18 protein-coding genes are annotated in these 17543 nt (G+C 32.7%); all 18 read left to right on the forward strand.

Annotation, left to right across the window (positions count from 1 at the left end; genetic code table 11):
- Window positions 1–17: 17 nt before the first annotated feature.
- The 18 genes from CPG45_RS14185 to CPG45_RS14270 all read left to right on the forward strand — a co-directional run bounded on the left by CPG45_RS14185 (window position 18) and on the right by CPG45_RS14270 (window position 17465).
- The gene (locus CPG45_RS14185) at window positions 18–1763 is read left to right on the forward strand and encodes an NADH-dependent [FeFe] hydrogenase, group A6 (protein ID WP_096232569.1); all 1746 of its coding nucleotides are present in this window, start codon (window positions 18–20) and stop codon (window positions 1761–1763) included.
- A gap of 172 nt (window positions 1764–1935) precedes the next feature.
- On the forward strand, window positions 1936–2187 hold the full coding sequence (locus CPG45_RS14190; protein ID WP_096232571.1) for a DUF4321 domain-containing protein: 252 nt from the start codon (window positions 1936–1938) through the stop codon (window positions 2185–2187).
- Between the two features lie 37 nt (window positions 2188–2224).
- On the forward strand, window positions 2225–2800 hold the full coding sequence (locus CPG45_RS14195) for a Maf family protein (RefSeq protein ID WP_096232573.1): 576 nt from the start codon (window positions 2225–2227) through the stop codon (window positions 2798–2800).
- Window positions 2801–2812: 12 nt separating this feature from the next.
- A complete protein-coding gene (gene radC / locus CPG45_RS14200) occupies window positions 2813–3517 on the forward strand; it encodes a RadC family protein (protein ID WP_096232575.1) in 705 nt (234 codons plus the stop codon).
- Window positions 3518–3536: 19 nt separating this feature from the next.
- Entirely contained in the window at window positions 3537–4559 is a 1023-nt protein-coding gene (locus CPG45_RS14205) for a rod shape-determining protein (protein WP_172856661.1), read from the forward strand.
- 13 nt (window positions 4560–4572) lie between these two features.
- A complete protein-coding gene (gene mreC, locus CPG45_RS14210; RefSeq protein WP_096232578.1) occupies window positions 4573–5403 on the forward strand; it encodes a rod shape-determining protein MreC in 831 nt (276 codons plus the stop codon).
- 5 nt (window positions 5404–5408) lie between these two features.
- Window positions 5409–5915, forward strand: a complete 507-nt coding sequence (gene mreD, locus CPG45_RS14215) for a rod shape-determining protein MreD (RefSeq protein ID WP_096232580.1) — start codon at window positions 5409–5411, stop codon at window positions 5913–5915.
- Window positions 5916–5926: 11 nt separating this feature from the next.
- Entirely contained in the window at window positions 5927–8263 is a 2337-nt protein-coding gene (locus tag CPG45_RS14220; protein ID WP_096232582.1) for a penicillin-binding transpeptidase domain-containing protein, read from the forward strand.
- A gap of 129 nt (window positions 8264–8392) precedes the next feature.
- On the forward strand, window positions 8393–9037 hold the full coding sequence (minC, locus tag CPG45_RS14225) for a septum site-determining protein MinC (RefSeq protein WP_096232584.1): 645 nt from the start codon (window positions 8393–8395) through the stop codon (window positions 9035–9037).
- Window positions 9038–9080: 43 nt separating this feature from the next.
- Window positions 9081–9884: a septum site-determining protein MinD gene (gene minD, locus CPG45_RS14230; RefSeq protein WP_096232586.1), complete on the forward strand. Its 804-nt coding sequence runs from the start codon at window positions 9081–9083 to the stop codon at window positions 9882–9884.
- 18 nt (window positions 9885–9902) lie between these two features.
- Window positions 9903–10178, forward strand: a complete 276-nt coding sequence (minE, locus tag CPG45_RS14235) for a cell division topological specificity factor MinE (protein WP_096232588.1) — start codon at window positions 9903–9905, stop codon at window positions 10176–10178.
- A gap of 143 nt (window positions 10179–10321) precedes the next feature.
- A complete protein-coding gene (rodA, locus tag CPG45_RS14240; RefSeq protein ID WP_096232590.1) occupies window positions 10322–11419 on the forward strand; it encodes a rod shape-determining protein RodA in 1098 nt (365 codons plus the stop codon).
- Window positions 11420–11466: 47 nt separating this feature from the next.
- Complete coding sequence (gene mgsA, locus CPG45_RS14245) at window positions 11467–11862, forward strand: methylglyoxal synthase (RefSeq protein ID WP_096232592.1); 396 nt, start codon at window positions 11467–11469, stop codon at window positions 11860–11862.
- Between the two features lie 61 nt (window positions 11863–11923).
- The gene (locus CPG45_RS14250; RefSeq protein WP_096232594.1) at window positions 11924–12667 is read left to right on the forward strand and encodes a M23 family metallopeptidase; all 744 of its coding nucleotides are present in this window, start codon (window positions 11924–11926) and stop codon (window positions 12665–12667) included.
- Window positions 12664–13527: a M50 family metallopeptidase gene (locus CPG45_RS14255; RefSeq protein WP_096232596.1), complete on the forward strand. Its 864-nt coding sequence runs from the start codon at window positions 12664–12666 to the stop codon at window positions 13525–13527. Before CPG45_RS14250 ends, CPG45_RS14255 begins: the two co-directional genes overlap by 4 nt.
- A gap of 9 nt (window positions 13528–13536) precedes the next feature.
- Window positions 13537–15387, forward strand: a complete 1851-nt coding sequence (locus CPG45_RS14260) for a TIGR03960 family B12-binding radical SAM protein (protein ID WP_096232598.1) — start codon at window positions 13537–13539, stop codon at window positions 15385–15387.
- A complete protein-coding gene (locus CPG45_RS14265) occupies window positions 15371–16021 on the forward strand; it encodes a TIGR03936 family radical SAM-associated protein (protein ID WP_096232600.1) in 651 nt (216 codons plus the stop codon). Before CPG45_RS14260 ends, CPG45_RS14265 begins: the two co-directional genes overlap by 17 nt.
- 10 nt (window positions 16022–16031) lie before the next feature.
- On the forward strand, window positions 16032–17465 hold the full coding sequence (locus CPG45_RS14270) for an Rne/Rng family ribonuclease (RefSeq protein ID WP_096232602.1): 1434 nt from the start codon (window positions 16032–16034) through the stop codon (window positions 17463–17465).
- Window positions 17466–17543 lie beyond the last annotated feature (78 nt).

A 17543-nucleotide genomic window follows, 5' to 3' on the forward strand; every position in this document is an offset into this window, starting at 1 on the left:
TGAAAGGAGTGCAATAAATGGATAAGGTGCGATTAACGATAGATGGAATACCTGTTGAAGTTCCTTCTAACTATACAGTTTTGCAAGCTGCCAAAATGGCAAATATTGATATACCAACACTTTGTTATTTGGAAGGAATAAATGAAATTGGTGCATGTCGTGTATGTATTGTCGAAATAAAAGGCGTTAAAAATTTACAAGCATCATGTGTATATCCTGTAAGTAATGGAATGGAGGTTTTTACGAATACACCGCGTGTAAGAGAAGCAAGGCGTGCGAACGTTGAGCTCATTCTATCTGCACATGATAGAAGCTGTCTTACATGTGAAAGAAATAGAAACTGTGAATTACAAGCTCTAAGCGAAAAACTCGGTATTAATGAAATTAGATTTACTGGTGAAAATATAAAATATCCAAAGGATGATTTATCACCATCAATAGTTAGAGACCCAAATAAATGTATTCTGTGCAGAAGATGTGTTTCTACATGTTCAAATGTTCAAAATGTATTTGCAATAGGAATGGTTAATAGAGGATTTAAAACTATAGTTGCACCGGTGTTTGGCAGAAGCTTAAATGAATCACCTTGTATAAGCTGCGGTCAATGTATTGAAGTATGTCCGGTTGGTGCTATATATGAAAAAGATCATATTAACAGAGTTTATGATGCACTATATGATGGCAAAAAATACGTCGTAGTACAAACAGCTCCTGCTGTGAGGGTTGCGCTTGGTGAAGAATTTGGTTTACCATATGGAACAATAGTAACGGGAAAGATGGTTTCAGCATTAAAAAGATTAGGATTTGACAGCGTTTTTGATACTGATTTTGCCGCAGACCTAACTATAATGGAGGAAGGCAACGAATTACTCCAAAGGATTAATAATGGTGGTAAACTTCCGATGATTACATCATGCAGCCCAGGTTGGATAAATTATTGTGAGAGATATTATCCAGAATTTATAGAAAATCTTTCTACGTGTAAATCGCCACATATGATGATGGGTGCTCTAATAAAAAGTTATTTTGCTGAAAAGAAAGGTCTTAATCCAAAAGATATATATGTAGTATCGGTTATGCCGTGTACGGCGAAAAAATATGAGATAGATAGACCCGAAATGGAATCGGATGGTATTAAGGATGTTGATGCAGTTCTGACGACAAGAGAATTGGCACGCATGATTAAACAGTCCGGGATTGAATTCAATAAACTGCCAGATGAGGATTTCGACAATCCGCTTGGGGAATCAACAGGTGCGGCCGTAATATTTGGTGCAACGGGTGGTGTTATGGAGGCAGCGCTTAGGACTGTTGCAGATGTAGTAGAAGGGCGCGATTTAGAAAATATTGATTTTAGTGAAGTAAGAGGATTTGAAGGGATTAGAGAAGCATCCATAAAGATTGGTGGAAAAGATATTAAAGTTGCAATAGCTAATGGTACAGGGAATGCAAAAAAACTCTTAGATAAAGTAAAAAACGGCGAAGCCGAATATCATTTTATTGAAGTTATGGGTTGCCCAGGTGGATGCATTATGGGTGGTGGTCAACCGATACACAATCCTAATAAAAATCATGAAGTTAGGATTGCGAGAGCAAAAGCTATATATGAGGCTGATCGGAACTTACCCATAAGGAAATCCCATAAAAACCCGATGATAATAAAGATTTATGAAGAATATCTTAGCACACCACTGAGTGAAAAATCCCACCATCTCCTCCATACAAGCTATTCTAAAAAAGAATTATATCCTTTAAGTAAATAGAATAATTTAGTCCCCATAGTAAATGCTGTGGGGACTTTGATTGTATTTCCATAAATAACTTATTAAAAAAAGATTAGTTTGTGTCGAAATATATATTATTTATGATATAATTAAAAGGAAAAGTCTTAAATCTCGATGAAAGTGAGAAAATATAATTTAAAGGAGTGGGAGAATGAGAAGGAGCAAAGGCCCATGGACACTGGTATTTTTGCTGGTTGTTGGGCTAATACTTGGTGGCTTTGTAGGTGATTATCTTGCAAAATATGTAAGCCAGTTATCATACCAGCAAATAATAGGAATGAATAGTCCTATAAGCTTGGACCTTAATTTCATAAGGTTATCCTTTATGATTGCATTCAAGGTCAATATCGGGACTGTTGTAGGACTTATTGCTGCAATATATATGTTTTATAAGATAAAATAAAAAGCGTAAGTGCGGCACTGCGAAAGGAAAGTATAAGATGAAGATTATTCTTGCATCAAAATCTCCAAGGAGACGTGAATTGTTGTCTGGTATAGGCCTCGATTTTGATATAATTGGAAGTAATATAGATGAAATAACAGATGAGGTAAAACCGGAGAATATTGTTATGGATTTGTCAAAGAAAAAAGCCGAAGACGTAGCAAAGGGTGCTGATTCAGATTCAATCGTCATTGGTGCGGATACTATTGTTGTTATTGATGGGGAAATACTCGGTAAGCCTAAGGATAGACTTGATGCATATAATATGTTAAAAAAGTTGTGCGGAAGATGGCATAAAGTCTATACAGGAATTACCGTTATTAATACAAAAGATTTTAAAGTTGTATCAGATTTTGAATCAACTGATGTACTTATGAAAAATCTCAATGATGATATGATATATCGATACATTGATAAGGGTGAAAGTTATGATAAAGCGGGTTCATATGCTATTCAAGGATATGGATCACTTATTGTCGAAAAAATAAATGGTGATTATTTTAATGTAGTAGGATTGCCAATTACAAAATTATCTGATATCCTTTTAAAAGAATTTAAAATAAACCTGCTTTAAGGGGGAAAAAGAATGGGAGAGGAATCAAGCTTTACTATAAAAGATTTGCCTGAAGATGATAGGCCACGAGAAAGGCTTGTTAAATATGGTTCATCTGTATTGTCAAATGCAGAACTAATGGCTATAATTATAGGGACGGGTAATAAAAATGAAAGCGCAATAATGCTTTCGCAAAGATTGCTTAGTGAAGGCCGCGGACTTAAATATCTTATGGATACAGGAATAGAAAGGCTTTCAGAAATTAAAGGCATAGGTGTAGCGAAAGCTGCAAAATTAAAGGCCGCTATAGAGCTTGGAAGGAGATTGGCTCTTTCAGGGTATAATGATAGTTATGTTATAAGGAAGCCTGATGATGTAATAAGTTTATTGATGGATGAAATGAGGTATCTTAATAAAGAATATTTTAAAGTGGTCATGCTTAATGTGAAGAATAAAGTTATTGCAGTCGATACTATTTCAATAGGAAGTTTAAATACTTCTATCGTTCATCCGAGAGAGGTTTTTAAAGCTGCTATTGAGAGGTCAGCATCTTCGATAATTTTAGTTCATAATCATCCAAGCGGCGATCCAAATCCAAGCAAAGAAGATATTGATGTATCAAATAGGATTCATAAAAGCGGAAATATATTGGGGATAAAAGTGTTGGATCATATTATTATAGGTGATGGCATAGGTGTAAGTTTGAAAGAAAAAGGATATTATGATTTTGATGAATAAGGAAGGAGTTAAAGTTATAATGAAAGGATTTTCGAGAGATATAGGTATTGATCTTGGGACAGCAACAACACTTGTTTATGTACAAGGTAAAGGTATAGTATTAAGGGAACCGTCAGTTGTTGCTATAAAAAATGACACACATACGGTTCTTGCAGTTGGTGAAGAAGCTAAAAAGATGGTTGGTAGAACCCCAGGTAATATAGTTGCTATAAGACCAATGAGAGATGGTGTTATAGCTGATTTTGATATAACGAAAATGATGCTTGATCATTTTATAGGCAAGGTAAATCCGAGAAAGGGTTTATTTAGGCCACGAGTTATTGTTGGTATTCCTTCTGGCGTAACAGAAGTAGAAAAAAGAGCAGTAATAGAAGCAGCGTTTCAAGCAGGTGCTAAAGAGGCTCATACAGTAGAAGAACCAATGGCTGCTGCAATTGGTGCAGGTTTACCTGTCGAAGAACCAACTGGAAGCATGGTTGTTGATATAGGTGGCGGCACGACTGATGTAGCCATAATTTCTCTTGGCGGTATAGTTACAAGCAAGTCGCTGAGAATTGGTGGAGATGAGATGGATGAGGCTATTATAAACTATATCAAGAGAGAATATAATCTTATGATTGGTGAAAGGACAGCAGAAGAAGTAAAGATTCAGATAGGATCTGCATTTCCTAAGGCAAAAGAAGAGACAATGGATATTAGAGGAAGAGATTTAGTGTCTGGCCTCCCAAAAACCCTAAAAATTACTTCAACAGAAATACTTGAGGCACTAAAAGATCCTGTATCAAGCATACTAGACGCTATCAAAATGACACTTGAAAAGACACCACCGGAATTAGCTGCTGATATAATGGATAGAGGAATAATGTTAACAGGTGGTGGTGCATTATTAAGCGGTATAGATAGACTTATAAGACAAGAAACGGGAATGCCAATTCAAATAGCTGATCAACCATTGGATTGTGTGGCATTAGGTACGGGTAAAATATTAGAAGAAAGTTCGTTATTTAAAAGAGTTTTAAGCCCTATAAATAAGCTAAATTGAGAGGAGTGGGAAAGTGCCACGATTTCTAAAAAATAAACAATTCGTATTAGTAGTAATAATAGCCGTGGCACTTATTTCTGCCATGGCATATACCTATGGTGGTGGACGGGATATAACATCTATTGAATCAACTATAGGTGGTGTTTTATCTCCAGTACAAAAAGTATTCTATTCCATAGGTAATAATGTATCAAATTTTTTTGTATCTATAAGAGAAATTGGTACATTACGAGTTAAAAATGCTTCCCTTGAAAATGAAATAGTTAAATTAAAAAAAGATAATATAAAGTTACAAGAATATATAAGCGAAAATGACAGACTAAGAAACATCTTAAATTTTAAAGATAATAATATTGATATAACTACTAAACCAGCAAATATTGTAAGTAAGAATCCTGGAAATTGGTTTAATACATTTAATATAGATATAGGTTCAGATAATGGTGTTAAACCAAAAATGGCCGTTCTTGATGAAAAAGGAAATATGGTAGGCACTGTTACAGACGTAGGGAAAAATTGGTCAAAAGTTTTATCTATAATTGATGTAGACAGTTCCGTAAGTGCGATTGATGTAAAAACTCGTGACAATGGTATCATAAGAGGGGATTCTAATGGTAACCTTACAATGATTTACATTCCTGCTGATTCCAAAATTAGCAAGGGTGATGTAATTACTACATCTGATATGAGTATTTTCCCAAAGGGACTTATAATCGGGATAGTTGAAAAAGTAGAAAAGCAAGAAGGCTCACTTTTAAAACAAGCGATAATTAAACCTGAGGCTGATTTTGAAAGGCTCGAATTTGTGCAAGTTGTTACAAATATGAAAACTACGGGGAAGTAGAGATAATGAAAAGTATATATAAATATTTATTAATTATATTAATGATAGTATTGCAGGCAACGGTATTTAGATATTTTGCTATATTAGGCGTTAAACCTGATGTACTGCTAATATTAATTATATCTTTTGCACTCTTAAATGGCATTAACGAAGGGATTGTTTTAAGCCTGTTTGGAGGTCTTCTTGAAGATATACTTTTTAATAATGCTATTGGTTTTGTAGCTATTTCCTTGTTGATAGTTGCTTATTTATCTGGATTGCTTGGCAAAAATGTTTTTAAAGAAAATACATTCGTTGCATTCGTATTTGTATTTTTAGGGACTATTCTTTACAATTTGATAATGGTATTTTCAATGCTCCTCATGAAGTATGAATTAAACCCTGCTTTATTATTTAATATAATAATAGTTCAAGCGGTTTATAATTCTATAATTACAATATTTGCTTACAGATATTTAGTTAAATTTAATAATTATATAAATAAGTCAAGAAAATTTTTTTTTAAGATTTAAAGGTGGTTAAATTGAATGAGAGTTTAAAAAAAAGATTTAATGTGTTAGGCTGGATAATAGCAATTATTTTGATTTTACTTATTGCTAGACTCGTTTATCTACAGCTTATTAAAGGAGATTATTACAAAGAACAGTCTATTGGAAATGCAATAAGACCAATTACAATTACTGCTCCTCGTGGTGATATTGTAGATAAAAACGGTGTAAAGCTTGCAACGAGTAGGCCAAGCTTTTCTATAGAGTTAATGAAAAGCGATGTCAAAAATGTTAATTTAAATGACGTTATATTAAAATTATTAAAAATACTCAATAGCAATAATGTTAAGTATAAAGATGATTTGCCTATATTTTTAGATAATCATAATATGCCATATTTTAATTTTCAAAATCCAGACGAAAGCAATGTCGATCAAGCTGTCCTCATGCAGAGGGAAAAACAATGGAAGAAAAACAACAATATAGAACAAACTGCTACAGCTGACGAAGCATGGAAAATGCTTATTGAGAAATTTAAAATATCTCCAAAATTATCTCCTCAGGAAATAAGAGGAATAATGGCCATTAGGCAATTAATGGTTGAGCAGGGATATACGCAATATAAACCCGTCGAAATAGCAGTTGATGCAAATCAGCAAACTGTCGCACAAATAGAGGAAAATCATTTAGACCTTCCGGGCATAATAATAGATATCAAACCCATAAGGGTTTATCCTTTTAATACACTTTTATCACAAACCATTGGCTATATCGGCCGCATGAATCAAGAGGAATGGAAAAAATATAGTCAAGAAGGATATCAAATTTCTGACCTTGTTGGACATTATGGATTAGAAAGTTATCTAGAAAAATATTTAAGAGGTACAGATGGCAAACAACAAGTGGAAGTAGATAACTACGGAAGGTTAATCAAAAAATTAGATGAAATAAAACCGATACAAGGTAATACAGTATATTTGACAGTCGACGAAAAATTGCAGAAGGTAGCAGAAGATTCACTGCAAAGGACGATGGAAAGTATAAGGGCAAACAAAAGAGGGCCACACGGAGAGTATTTACCTGCAAATATTGGTGCTGCTGTAGTAACAGACATAAACACAGGAAAGATATTAGCGCTTGCCAGCGTTCCTGGATATGATCCAAATATCTTTGCATCTGGTAGTCCTCCACAAAGCATAATCAATGAATTATTTCGCCAGAGAAATGCGACGATTGACCCCAGTCCAATTTTTAATTATGCAATACAAGGTACTGCACCACCTGGTTCAACATTTAAAATGGTTACTGCACTTGCTGCTTTGGAGTCTGGTGTAACAACAGTTAACGAAAAATATGATGATCCAGGGATATATGCTCCTACAGGACAAGAAAACTGGCTTTTTGGTGAATATGGGCAAAGACAAGGTCCTGTTAATGTGTCTGATGCGATAAAATACTCTACAGATACTTATTTCTATGAGATGAGTAGAAGAATGGGTATTGATAAAATTTACGAATATGCACATAAGCTTGGACTTGATCAAAAAACCGGAATAGAATTATATGAAACACAAGGAATAATCGCAAATCCGCAGTTTAAGAAAGACTATAATTTAGCAATTTTAAAATCTATGGTTAAGACGGATAAAAACCCAAATGGAAAAATAACACAGGATCAATATGACAAAATAGTTGCGTTAATAGACAAAGGGAATTTCAGCGATTATAAGACATTCTTAGAATTGAAAAAGATGGGTATAACCAATTCGAAATTACAAATGGATATATGGAGAATCATGGATGGAACAAGATGGACTTTGGTAGATACAACAAATGCTTCAATAGGTCAAGGCAGTAATCAATTTACACCGATAGAAATTGCAAGCTATCTGTCTACACTTTTAAACGGTGGAACGAGATATAGAATGCATTTAGTTGATAAAATAGTTTCACCGGATGGGAAAATTGTAGAGGAAGTAAATCCGGAGGTACTTGATAAGATTGACATACCACAAAATTACCTTGATGCAATTAAGCTCGGAATGAAAGGAGCGACAGAAGAAGGTGGTACGGCAAGTGCTGCATTTGCTAATTTTCCTATAGAAGTTGGAGGAAAGACAGGGTCTGCTGAGGTAGGCTCCCATGGAAGCAAAATAATGCAAAACTACGGATGGTTTGTTGGATTTGCACCATATGACAAACCACAGATTGTAGTAACGGCACTTATATATCAAGGTGGTTCAGGTGCATATACAGCACAAGTTGCGAGAGACATTATGGATGCTTACTTTGGCTTTAACAATCCTAACAATCAAACACAAAATCAGAATCAACCTAAAAACAATGTACAAGGGCAAAATAATGGTCATTGAGAATAATATTTCGACTTATTGACAATAAAAGAGGGCATTTTTTATCCTCTTTTGTTTTTTTAGAAGGAAAAATAAAAGTTATGGAGAATATTATAATTAGGACTAAGACTATAATGGGAGGGCCAAAAGATGTTAGATGATTATGTGAAAATACATGGTTCTAAAGATGGCCTTGTGGTAATTGCCAGTGATATCACAGATATAGATACACTAAAAGAAAAAATTATAAATAGAATTGAGCATTCAATTACATTTTTTAAAGGTGCTCAACTGACAGTTAAAGTACATAATCTTGATGTAGATGAGAGCAGTATTGAGGCATTAAAGGAGTTTATTTTTGGCAAATATGGTGTTAATGTAAATATTAAAAAAATACAAGAAAGACGCCTTAAAAATGTAACAAAAGAGAATGCAATTTTTGAGGGTCTCGATGAAGGTATGACGAAATTCTTTAATGGAACTGTTAGGTCTGGACAGGTAGTAAAGTATTATGGAAATCTCATAATACTTGGTGACGTAAACCCCGGAAGCATCGTTCAAGCATCAGGAAATATCATTGTAATGGGTACTTTAAGGGGGATTGCACATGCTGGTATATCAGGAAATAATAGAGCAATAATTGCTGCATCAAAAATATGTGCTATGCAGCTTAGAATTGCTAATATTATATCAAGGTCACCCGATAATGATATTGAGGCGATGTATCCTGAAGTTGCATTAATTAAAAAGAATAAAATTATAGTTAAGCCACTTTACTTATATGGTAAAATATAGTAAAATAGACAATAAAGAGAAACTAAGAAATGGAGTGAAGTAAATGAGTGAGGTTATAGTAATAACATCTGGTAAAGGTGGGGTAGGTAAAACAACAACAACAGCGAATATCGGTACATTCCTTTCAATGAAAGGTTTTAAAACCGTATTAGTTGATACTGATATAGGATTGAGGAATCTTGATGTTGTCATGGGACTTGAAAATAGGATAGTATATGACCTTGTAGATGTAGTAGAGGGACAGTGCCGTTTAAAACAAGCTTTAATAAAGGATAAAAGATATGAAGGATTGTATCTTTTACCAGCTGCCCAAACAAGAGATAAAACTGCCGTTAATCCAGATCAAATGAGAAAAGTTACAGATGAGTTGCGGCAAGAGTTTGATTATATTCTTATTGATTGCCCCGCAGGTATAGAACAAGGCTTCAAAAATGCTATAGCTGGTGCTGATAGGGCTTTAGTGGTTACTACACCAGAAGTATCTGCTGTAAGAGATGCTGATAGGATTATAGGACTTCTTGAAGCGTCAGAAGTAAATAATCAGATGCTTGTTATAAATAGAATAAAAATGGATATGGTAAAGCGTGGAGATATGATGAATATTGAAGATATCATGGATATTCTTGCAATAGACTTATTAGGCGTTATACCAGATGATGAGAATATAGTTATATCTACTAATAAAGGTGAACCAATAGTTACAGATGAAAAATCACTTGCCGGACAAGCATACAGGAATTTAACACAAAGATTAGTTGGTGAAGATGTTCCTCTTATAAATCTTGATGTAAATAATGGTATATTAGAAAGATTAAAAAATTTATTTAAAATTTCTTCAAGTCGGTAATGTCAGGAGGTGTATCATATGGATTTATTTAAATCTTTTGGCAGTAAAAGAAACAGTAAAAATGTAGCAAAAGAAAGGTTACAGTTATTGCTAGTTCATGACAGGTCCGACGTATCTCCAAAATTTTTAGAGGTTATGAGGGAAGAAATTATGAATGTAATATCTAATTATGTTGATATTGATGAAGAAGGATTAAATGTTGAAATAACAAAAGAGAAAAGAAGAGACGATACATATGTTCCAGCACTTCATGCTGACATACCAATAAAAAAGATGAAAAGAGTAATAAGATAACCGGTTATTTACCGGTCTTTTTTTACCCTTTAAAAAATTTATATATACTGTTAAATATTGAGTGTAAACAAGTTATGGTGTATAACGACATTGTATGATATAATACAAGAAGTGATATTATATAGAAAGGGTAATATACTGTAATGTTAAATAAAAAGTTATGGAAAAACTTTGATTTTGGACTCCTTATTACAGTCATCTTAATATGTGCATTAAGCATTGTTGTTATATCAAGTGCTTCACATGCTATTGAAACAGGATCATACAAAAAAGTAATTGTGCAGTCATTTGCAATATTATTTGGTATTATATTATTATTTATTATAACATTATTTGATTACAATCAGATATCAAGGTTGTCTAAAATTATATATATATTAAATATTTTAGTGCTTATATCTGTACTATTTGTCGGAAAAGTTAGTAATGGAGCGCAAAGCTGGATTCATATTGGTCCGATTGATATACAGCCATCAGAATTTTCTAAGATTGCTATTATATTAACTCTTGCAAATACATTTAAAGATATGGATGAAGTAAGGAGTTTTAAAGATTTAATTGGCCCACTAATACATGTTGGGATTCCATTTATTATTGTTATGCTGCAACCTGACCTTGGAACAGCCCTTGTATTTATAGCAATCTTTATAGGTATGTTGTTTATATCTGGTGTAAGACCTAAAGTATTTGGAGGCTTAATTGCCGCAGGGCTTGCAATGCTTCCTGTAGCATATAAAATACTAAAGCCATATCAAAGGAACAGGCTTTTATCATTTATAAATCCCAATCTCGATCCAATGGGTTCTGGATATCATGTTATACAGTCAAAAATAGCGATTGGTTCTGGTATGTTTTGGGGAAAGGGATTATATAATGGCAGCCAAACACAACTTTATTACCTGCCTGAAGCGTGGACGGACTTTATCTACTCTGTTGTTGGAGAAGAGTTGGGCTTTATTGGTGCAGCTTCATTGATACTTCTTTATGGAATAATGCTTTACAAATGTTGGAGAATAGCTTTTATGGCTAAGGATAAGTATGGATATCTAATAGCAGTTGGTATTATATCCATGTTTACATTCCACATATTTGAAAATATAGGAATGACGGTTGGAATAATGCCTATTACAGGCATACCACTACCATTTATGAGCTATGGTGGAAGCTCAATAGTTGCCAACATGATTGCAATTGGCCTTTTATTAAATGTCGGCATGCGAAGACAAAAAATCAATTTTTAATTGATATAATATTTTATTTCTACAAATGAAAAGAAAGGATGATGTTTATGAATATTGCATTGATAGCACATGACATGAAAAAACCTCTCATGGTAAATTTCGCTATAGCTTATAAGAATATTCTAAAAAAGTGCAATATATACGCAACAGGTGCTACAGGACAATTAGTTGAGGAAGCTACAGGAATTAAGGTCAATAAATTTTTGCCTGGACCGATGGGTGGCGATCAGCAGATTGGGGCAATGATTGCTCAAGATAAGATGGACCTTGTCATATTTTTAAGAGATCCTTTGACAGCGCAACCACATGAACCGGATATACTGGCTCTTTTAAGAGTTTGCGATGTGCATTCTATACCATTAGCAACAAATTTGGCTACAGCAGAAGTATTGATAAAAGGGCTCGATATGGGACTACTAGAATGGAGAAATGCAGTAAAATAAAATTTATTCATAATCCCTTCTCATTGATAATATAAATATATCATGAGAGGGGGTTGGCCAAATGAAGCCAAATAAATGGTCATCTACCAATTATATTAAAAAAAATAAGGTAGACTTAAAAAAATATATTGAAATATTTGAAAATCAATTTATAATTTGTCTCGTGCTTGTCGGAGTAGCTATGTTATTAAAGGCTATAAATATACCTATTGCAAAAACTATAACAGAAGGTACTAAGTCAGTTTTAAACTACAATATGAATTATGAAAATACAAAGAAAGGTCTACAGTTAGTAATGAGTAAAATTCCTACCTTTAAAGAAGATGTAATTAAGGTATTTTCAAATAAAAGCGAAGACAGTAAAAATGTTATTTCCAACAATGCTATATCAAGGATGATAGCTCCAATAAAAGGAAGCGTGGTTTCAAAATTTGGGTTAAAAGTAGATCCTAAAACAGGAAAAGAAATAAAGAATGATGGAGTTGACATAAGTGTTAGCACTGGCGAAAGCGTTAAAGCTGTTTTGGGTGGGGAAGTCATGATTGCAGATGAAACATATCCGGACCTTGGCAAAGTTGTTGTACTGAGGCATGAAAATGATGTAAGATCGGTTTATGCTCATTTATCAGAAATAGATGTTAAAAAAGGTGACAAAATAATACAAGGACAGGTTATTGGCAAAATTGGTGAAACGGGTAAAATTACTGCACAAACACTACATTTTGAAATATGGGAAAATGGAAAACCCATTGATCCACTTTCAAAGGTAAGTTTTGATGCACCTTCAAGTGATGTTAAAAAATGAATATTGATATTGATAAAATAAAGATAAACCCATTTACATGGGTTTTTGTATTACTGCTTATCATTACAAGATATTATGTTGAATTAGTAAATATAGTTCTTACTGTCGCAATTCATGAATTTAGTCATTTTATTATGGCAAAAAGACTCAATGTCAATGTCTTACAAATTGAAATATTCCCATTCGGCGGTGCAGCTATTCTCGATAGTTCTTTATTTATTCGCCCGGATTTGGAAATTTTGATCGCCTTAGCAGGCCCTTTGTCAAACCTTGTTTTTGTTTTACTGCTTATAATAATTGCAGAGTCAACAGGTATTTCTTTTGATCATTTAATAAGTATAAATATTATCATGTGTATATTTAATCTTTTACCTGGTGTTCCGCTTGATGGTGGCAGAGCCTTAAAGAGTATTTTATCTAGATTTATTGGGACTATCAAAGCAAATAATACTGCGGTTTACATATCATATATTTTATCCTTAGCATTAATGTACTATGGTATATTTACTTTAATATATGGCTATAAGAATTATGAATTAATAATCCTTGCTATATTTTTATTTATCGCAGCAAAAAAAGAGAGAAAATTATCGGTGTTTTTTCATTTACGGGATGTAGCATATAAAAAAGCAGATTTTTATAAGAGAGGATGTATGAGTGTTAGGCAGATAGCTGTTTTAGAAAATCAAAAAATAAGTAAAATAATTAATTGTTTTTTACCACTAAAATATCATATAATAGTTGTGCTGGATAAAAATCTTAGAGAGAAATATAGGCTTACAGAAACAGAACTTTTTGATTATGCTGTTAGTAACGGTATAAATTTATGTGTTGGGGATGTCTTAAATAAGATAAAATAGGAGGTAACAATGCTTGATATAAAAGAAAAAATAGATAGTATACTAATGATGGTAAATAAACCTGCTCGTTATACAGGCGGAGAGGTAAATTCAGTGATAAAGGACACAAAAAATGTAGACATAAGGTTTGCTTTCGCATTTCCTGATGTATATGAAGTAGGAATGTCACATCTTGGAATGAAAATACTGTATCATCTTTTAAATGATAGACAAGATACATATTGTGAAAGGGTCTTTGCACCTTGGGTAGATATGGAAAAAATCATGAGAGAAAATAATATACCTCTTTTTTCATTAGAGACTAAAACACCTCTTGAAAGATTTGACTTTATTGGTTTTACACTACAATATGAGTTAAGCTATACCAACATACTGAATATGCTTAACCTTGCGGGTATACCTATTAGAAGTAAGGATAGGGAAAACCTTCCGATAATAATAGCTGGTGGACCTTGTTCATATAATCCAGCACCATTATCAGATGTAATAGATTTATTCGTAATAGGTGATGGCGAGGAAGTAATAAATGAACTTTTAGATTTATATAAAGAATGTAAAAAAATTGGTGAGACAAAAGAAAAATTTTTAAAACTTGCATCAACAATAAAAGGAATATATGTACCATCATTCTATCAAGAAATATACAATGAGGATAATACAATTTCATCAATAAAACCATTGATAAAAGATGTACCATCATCAATAAAAAAGAGAATTGTAAAGGACCTTGATAAGACATACTATCCAGAAAAGCAAATAGTACCATTTATGAATATCATTCATGATAGAATAATGTTGGAGGTATTTAGAGGTTGTACGAGAGGATGTAGGTTTTGTCAAGCTGGCATGTTGTATAGGCCTGTCAGAGAAAGGTCAAAGGAGCATTTGCTTGAATTGGCTGATAAATTGATAAAAGCAACTGGTTATGAAGAAATTTCACTGTCTTCTTTAAGCACATGTGATTACTCTGAAATAGAAGGGCTAATATATGACTTGATTGAAAAGTACAAAGATATGGGAATAGGTGTAGCATTACCATCAACAAGGATAGATGCTTTTTCTATAAACTTGTTAAAGGAGATACAGAAAGTTAGAAAGACTGGTTTAACACTTGCACCTGAAGCGGGTACACAAAGATTAAGGGATGTCATAAATAAAGGTGTAACAGAAGAAGATTTGATAAATTCTACAAGAGAAGCATTTAAGGCCGGATGGAGTACTGTAAAACTGTATTTTATGTTAGGTTTGCCAACAGAAACAATGGAGGATGTGAGAGGAATTTCAGACCTTGCACATATGGTGGCAGACGTCTATAAAGACGTAAAAGGAAACACAAAGGGACTTAAGATAACTGTAAGTACATCAACATTTGTACCAAAGCCATTTACTCCATTCCAGTGGTATGGACAGGAAAATATGGATATAATTACAAAAAAGCAAGATCTATTAAAAAGTTTATTAAAAGGACACATATTTCATTACAATTGGCATGAAACTAAGATGAGCTTCCTTGAATCTATAATATCAAAAGGCGATAGAAGAGTAGGACAAGCCATAATCAGAGCATGGGAAAAGGGATGCAAATTTGATGGATGGGATGACTTTTTTAAATTTGACATATGGATGGATGCTTTTAATGATGTCGGAGTCGATCCATATTTTTATGCAAATAGAAAACGCGATTTTGATGAAGTATTCCCTTGGGACATTATAGATGCAGGTGTAAAGAAAGATTACCTTATAAGGGAGTATAAAAAATCTTTGGAAGGCGTGCTCACAAATGATTGCAGATTATATTGTACAGGTTGTGGGATAAAAGAGCTCGAAAAAGGGGTTGTATGTTTTGAAACTAAGAAATAAATTCGAAAAAGATGACAATTTAAGGTTTATTTCACATTTGGATCTTATGAGGGTGATTGAACGTGCAATGCGTAGAGCGAAAATTAAGTTTGCACTATCAAAAGGTTTTAATCCACATCCATTGATATCATTTGGTCCAGCATTAATGATAGGTGCTACGACACATGGTGATTATTTCGATGTTATTCTTGATGAAAATATAGTACCAGAAGAATTCAAAGATAAGATGAATGAATCACTCCCAAATGGTTTAACAATAATAGAATCTTATATAGTTGATGATAAAGACCTACTGTCAAGCAGAATAAAAGAGGGAGAATATATATTAAAGGTAATAGCTTTAGAAAATACAGAGAATTTAGATTCTATTATTAATAATTTTATGAATAAAAATAAAATACTAATAGAAAAGGAAAGTAAGAGCGGTAAAAAGATTATTAATTTAAGGCCATATATTGTAGATTTTAATGTAATAGGTACAGTTGGTGATATAATATTATTGTACATTAAATTGATCATTGCGGAAGGTTCCCCTGGACCATTACATGTGTTAAGTGCTTTTAATGGATTTGCAAATTATATAATTGACACAAATAATATAAGAATTGATAGAAAAAACCTTATACTTGATTGAGGTGAAATATTTGAAACGAATTTTATTTGACATAAGCGAAAATTTTAATCAAGTTGCATATATTAAAGACAGTATTTTAATCGAATACCATATAGAAAACCTGGCAAATAGAAGCATTGTTGGCAATATTTATAAAGGAAAGGTACAAAATGTTATAAAGGGAATGCAGAGTGCCTTCATAGACATTGGAATAGGTAAAAATGCCTACTTATTTATCAATGATATCATTGAAAAAAATGATTCTAATGCTGAAAAAAAGACAATTACTAAATTATTAAAACCAGGACAAGAGATAATGGTGCAGGTTTCAAAGGATTCGATGGGGCTAAAAAATCCGAAAGTAACAACAAATTTTTCACTACCAGGTAAATACGTTGTATTAATGCCCGGAGTTGATTATATTGGTATATCACACCGAATAGATAATGAGATTGAAAAATCAAAGCTTATGGAAATAGCGAAGAGGATAAAGCCTGAAAATGCCGGACTTATAATAAGGACTGCAGCGCAAAATGTAAGCAAAGAAGAATTTGAAAATGATATTTTAAGTTTATGTAAGCTGTATGAGAAAATTATGGAAAGGTATGAAACAGCAAAGGCACCTGATTTAATATATGAGGAAGAAAATTTTATTATTAAATATATAAGGGATATGTCATCTTTTATGGTTGATGAAATAATTATAAATGATTTAAAGCAATACGAAGAGTTAAAAAATTATTTAAAAAATCAAGATCACAAAAATTTTGTTGTTAGATATGAAGAAGGCGACTTAATTGGACTGTATGGAGTTGAAAAACAGGTAGAAAGGCTTTTAAATAAAAGAGTCTGGCTTAAAAGTGGCGGATTTATTATTATTGATAAGGTCGAAGCACTAACTGTTATTGATGTTAATACAGGTAAATATATCGGTAATTCATCACTTCAAGAAACGATTTTAAAAACAAATATTGAAGCAGCAAAAGAGATTGCAGTCCAATTAAGGCTTAGAGATATTGGTGGAATAATAATAATAGATTTTATCGATATGGATAATGAAAATGATAGACAAAAGCTTATCAATGTCTTTGAAGAATGTTTAAAAAATGATAGATCAAAGTGTAGCTTGCTCGGTTTTACGCAACTTGGCCTTGTTGAAATGACAAGAAAAAGAGTAAGGTCTAATGTTAGTGAATATATGATAGATAAATGTCCATGTTGCAATGGAACAGGACATATTATTTCGAATGACATGCTTCTATTAAAATTAAAAAGGACAATTGAAAGAATATGCAAAAATACAAATGCAAAAAAAATTATAATAAAATCCAACAAAAAGATAGCGAATATTATAGTACAAAATGGTTTAAAAGAGAAATACCTACAAATGTTTGGCATTTCTATAGTACCTGTTATATGTGATGCCATGAATTTAAATGACTTTGATGTAAGTTATGAGTTGTGATTGACAATTATTTATTATTATGTTAGAATACACTTTGTAGCCGCTCGGAACGGGTTTTGAAAATACTTCAAATATTAG

It is taken from the genome of Thermoanaerobacterium sp. RBIITD, from assembly GCF_900205865.1.
Lineage (GTDB): Bacteria > Bacillota > Thermoanaerobacteria > Thermoanaerobacterales > Thermoanaerobacteraceae > Thermoanaerobacterium.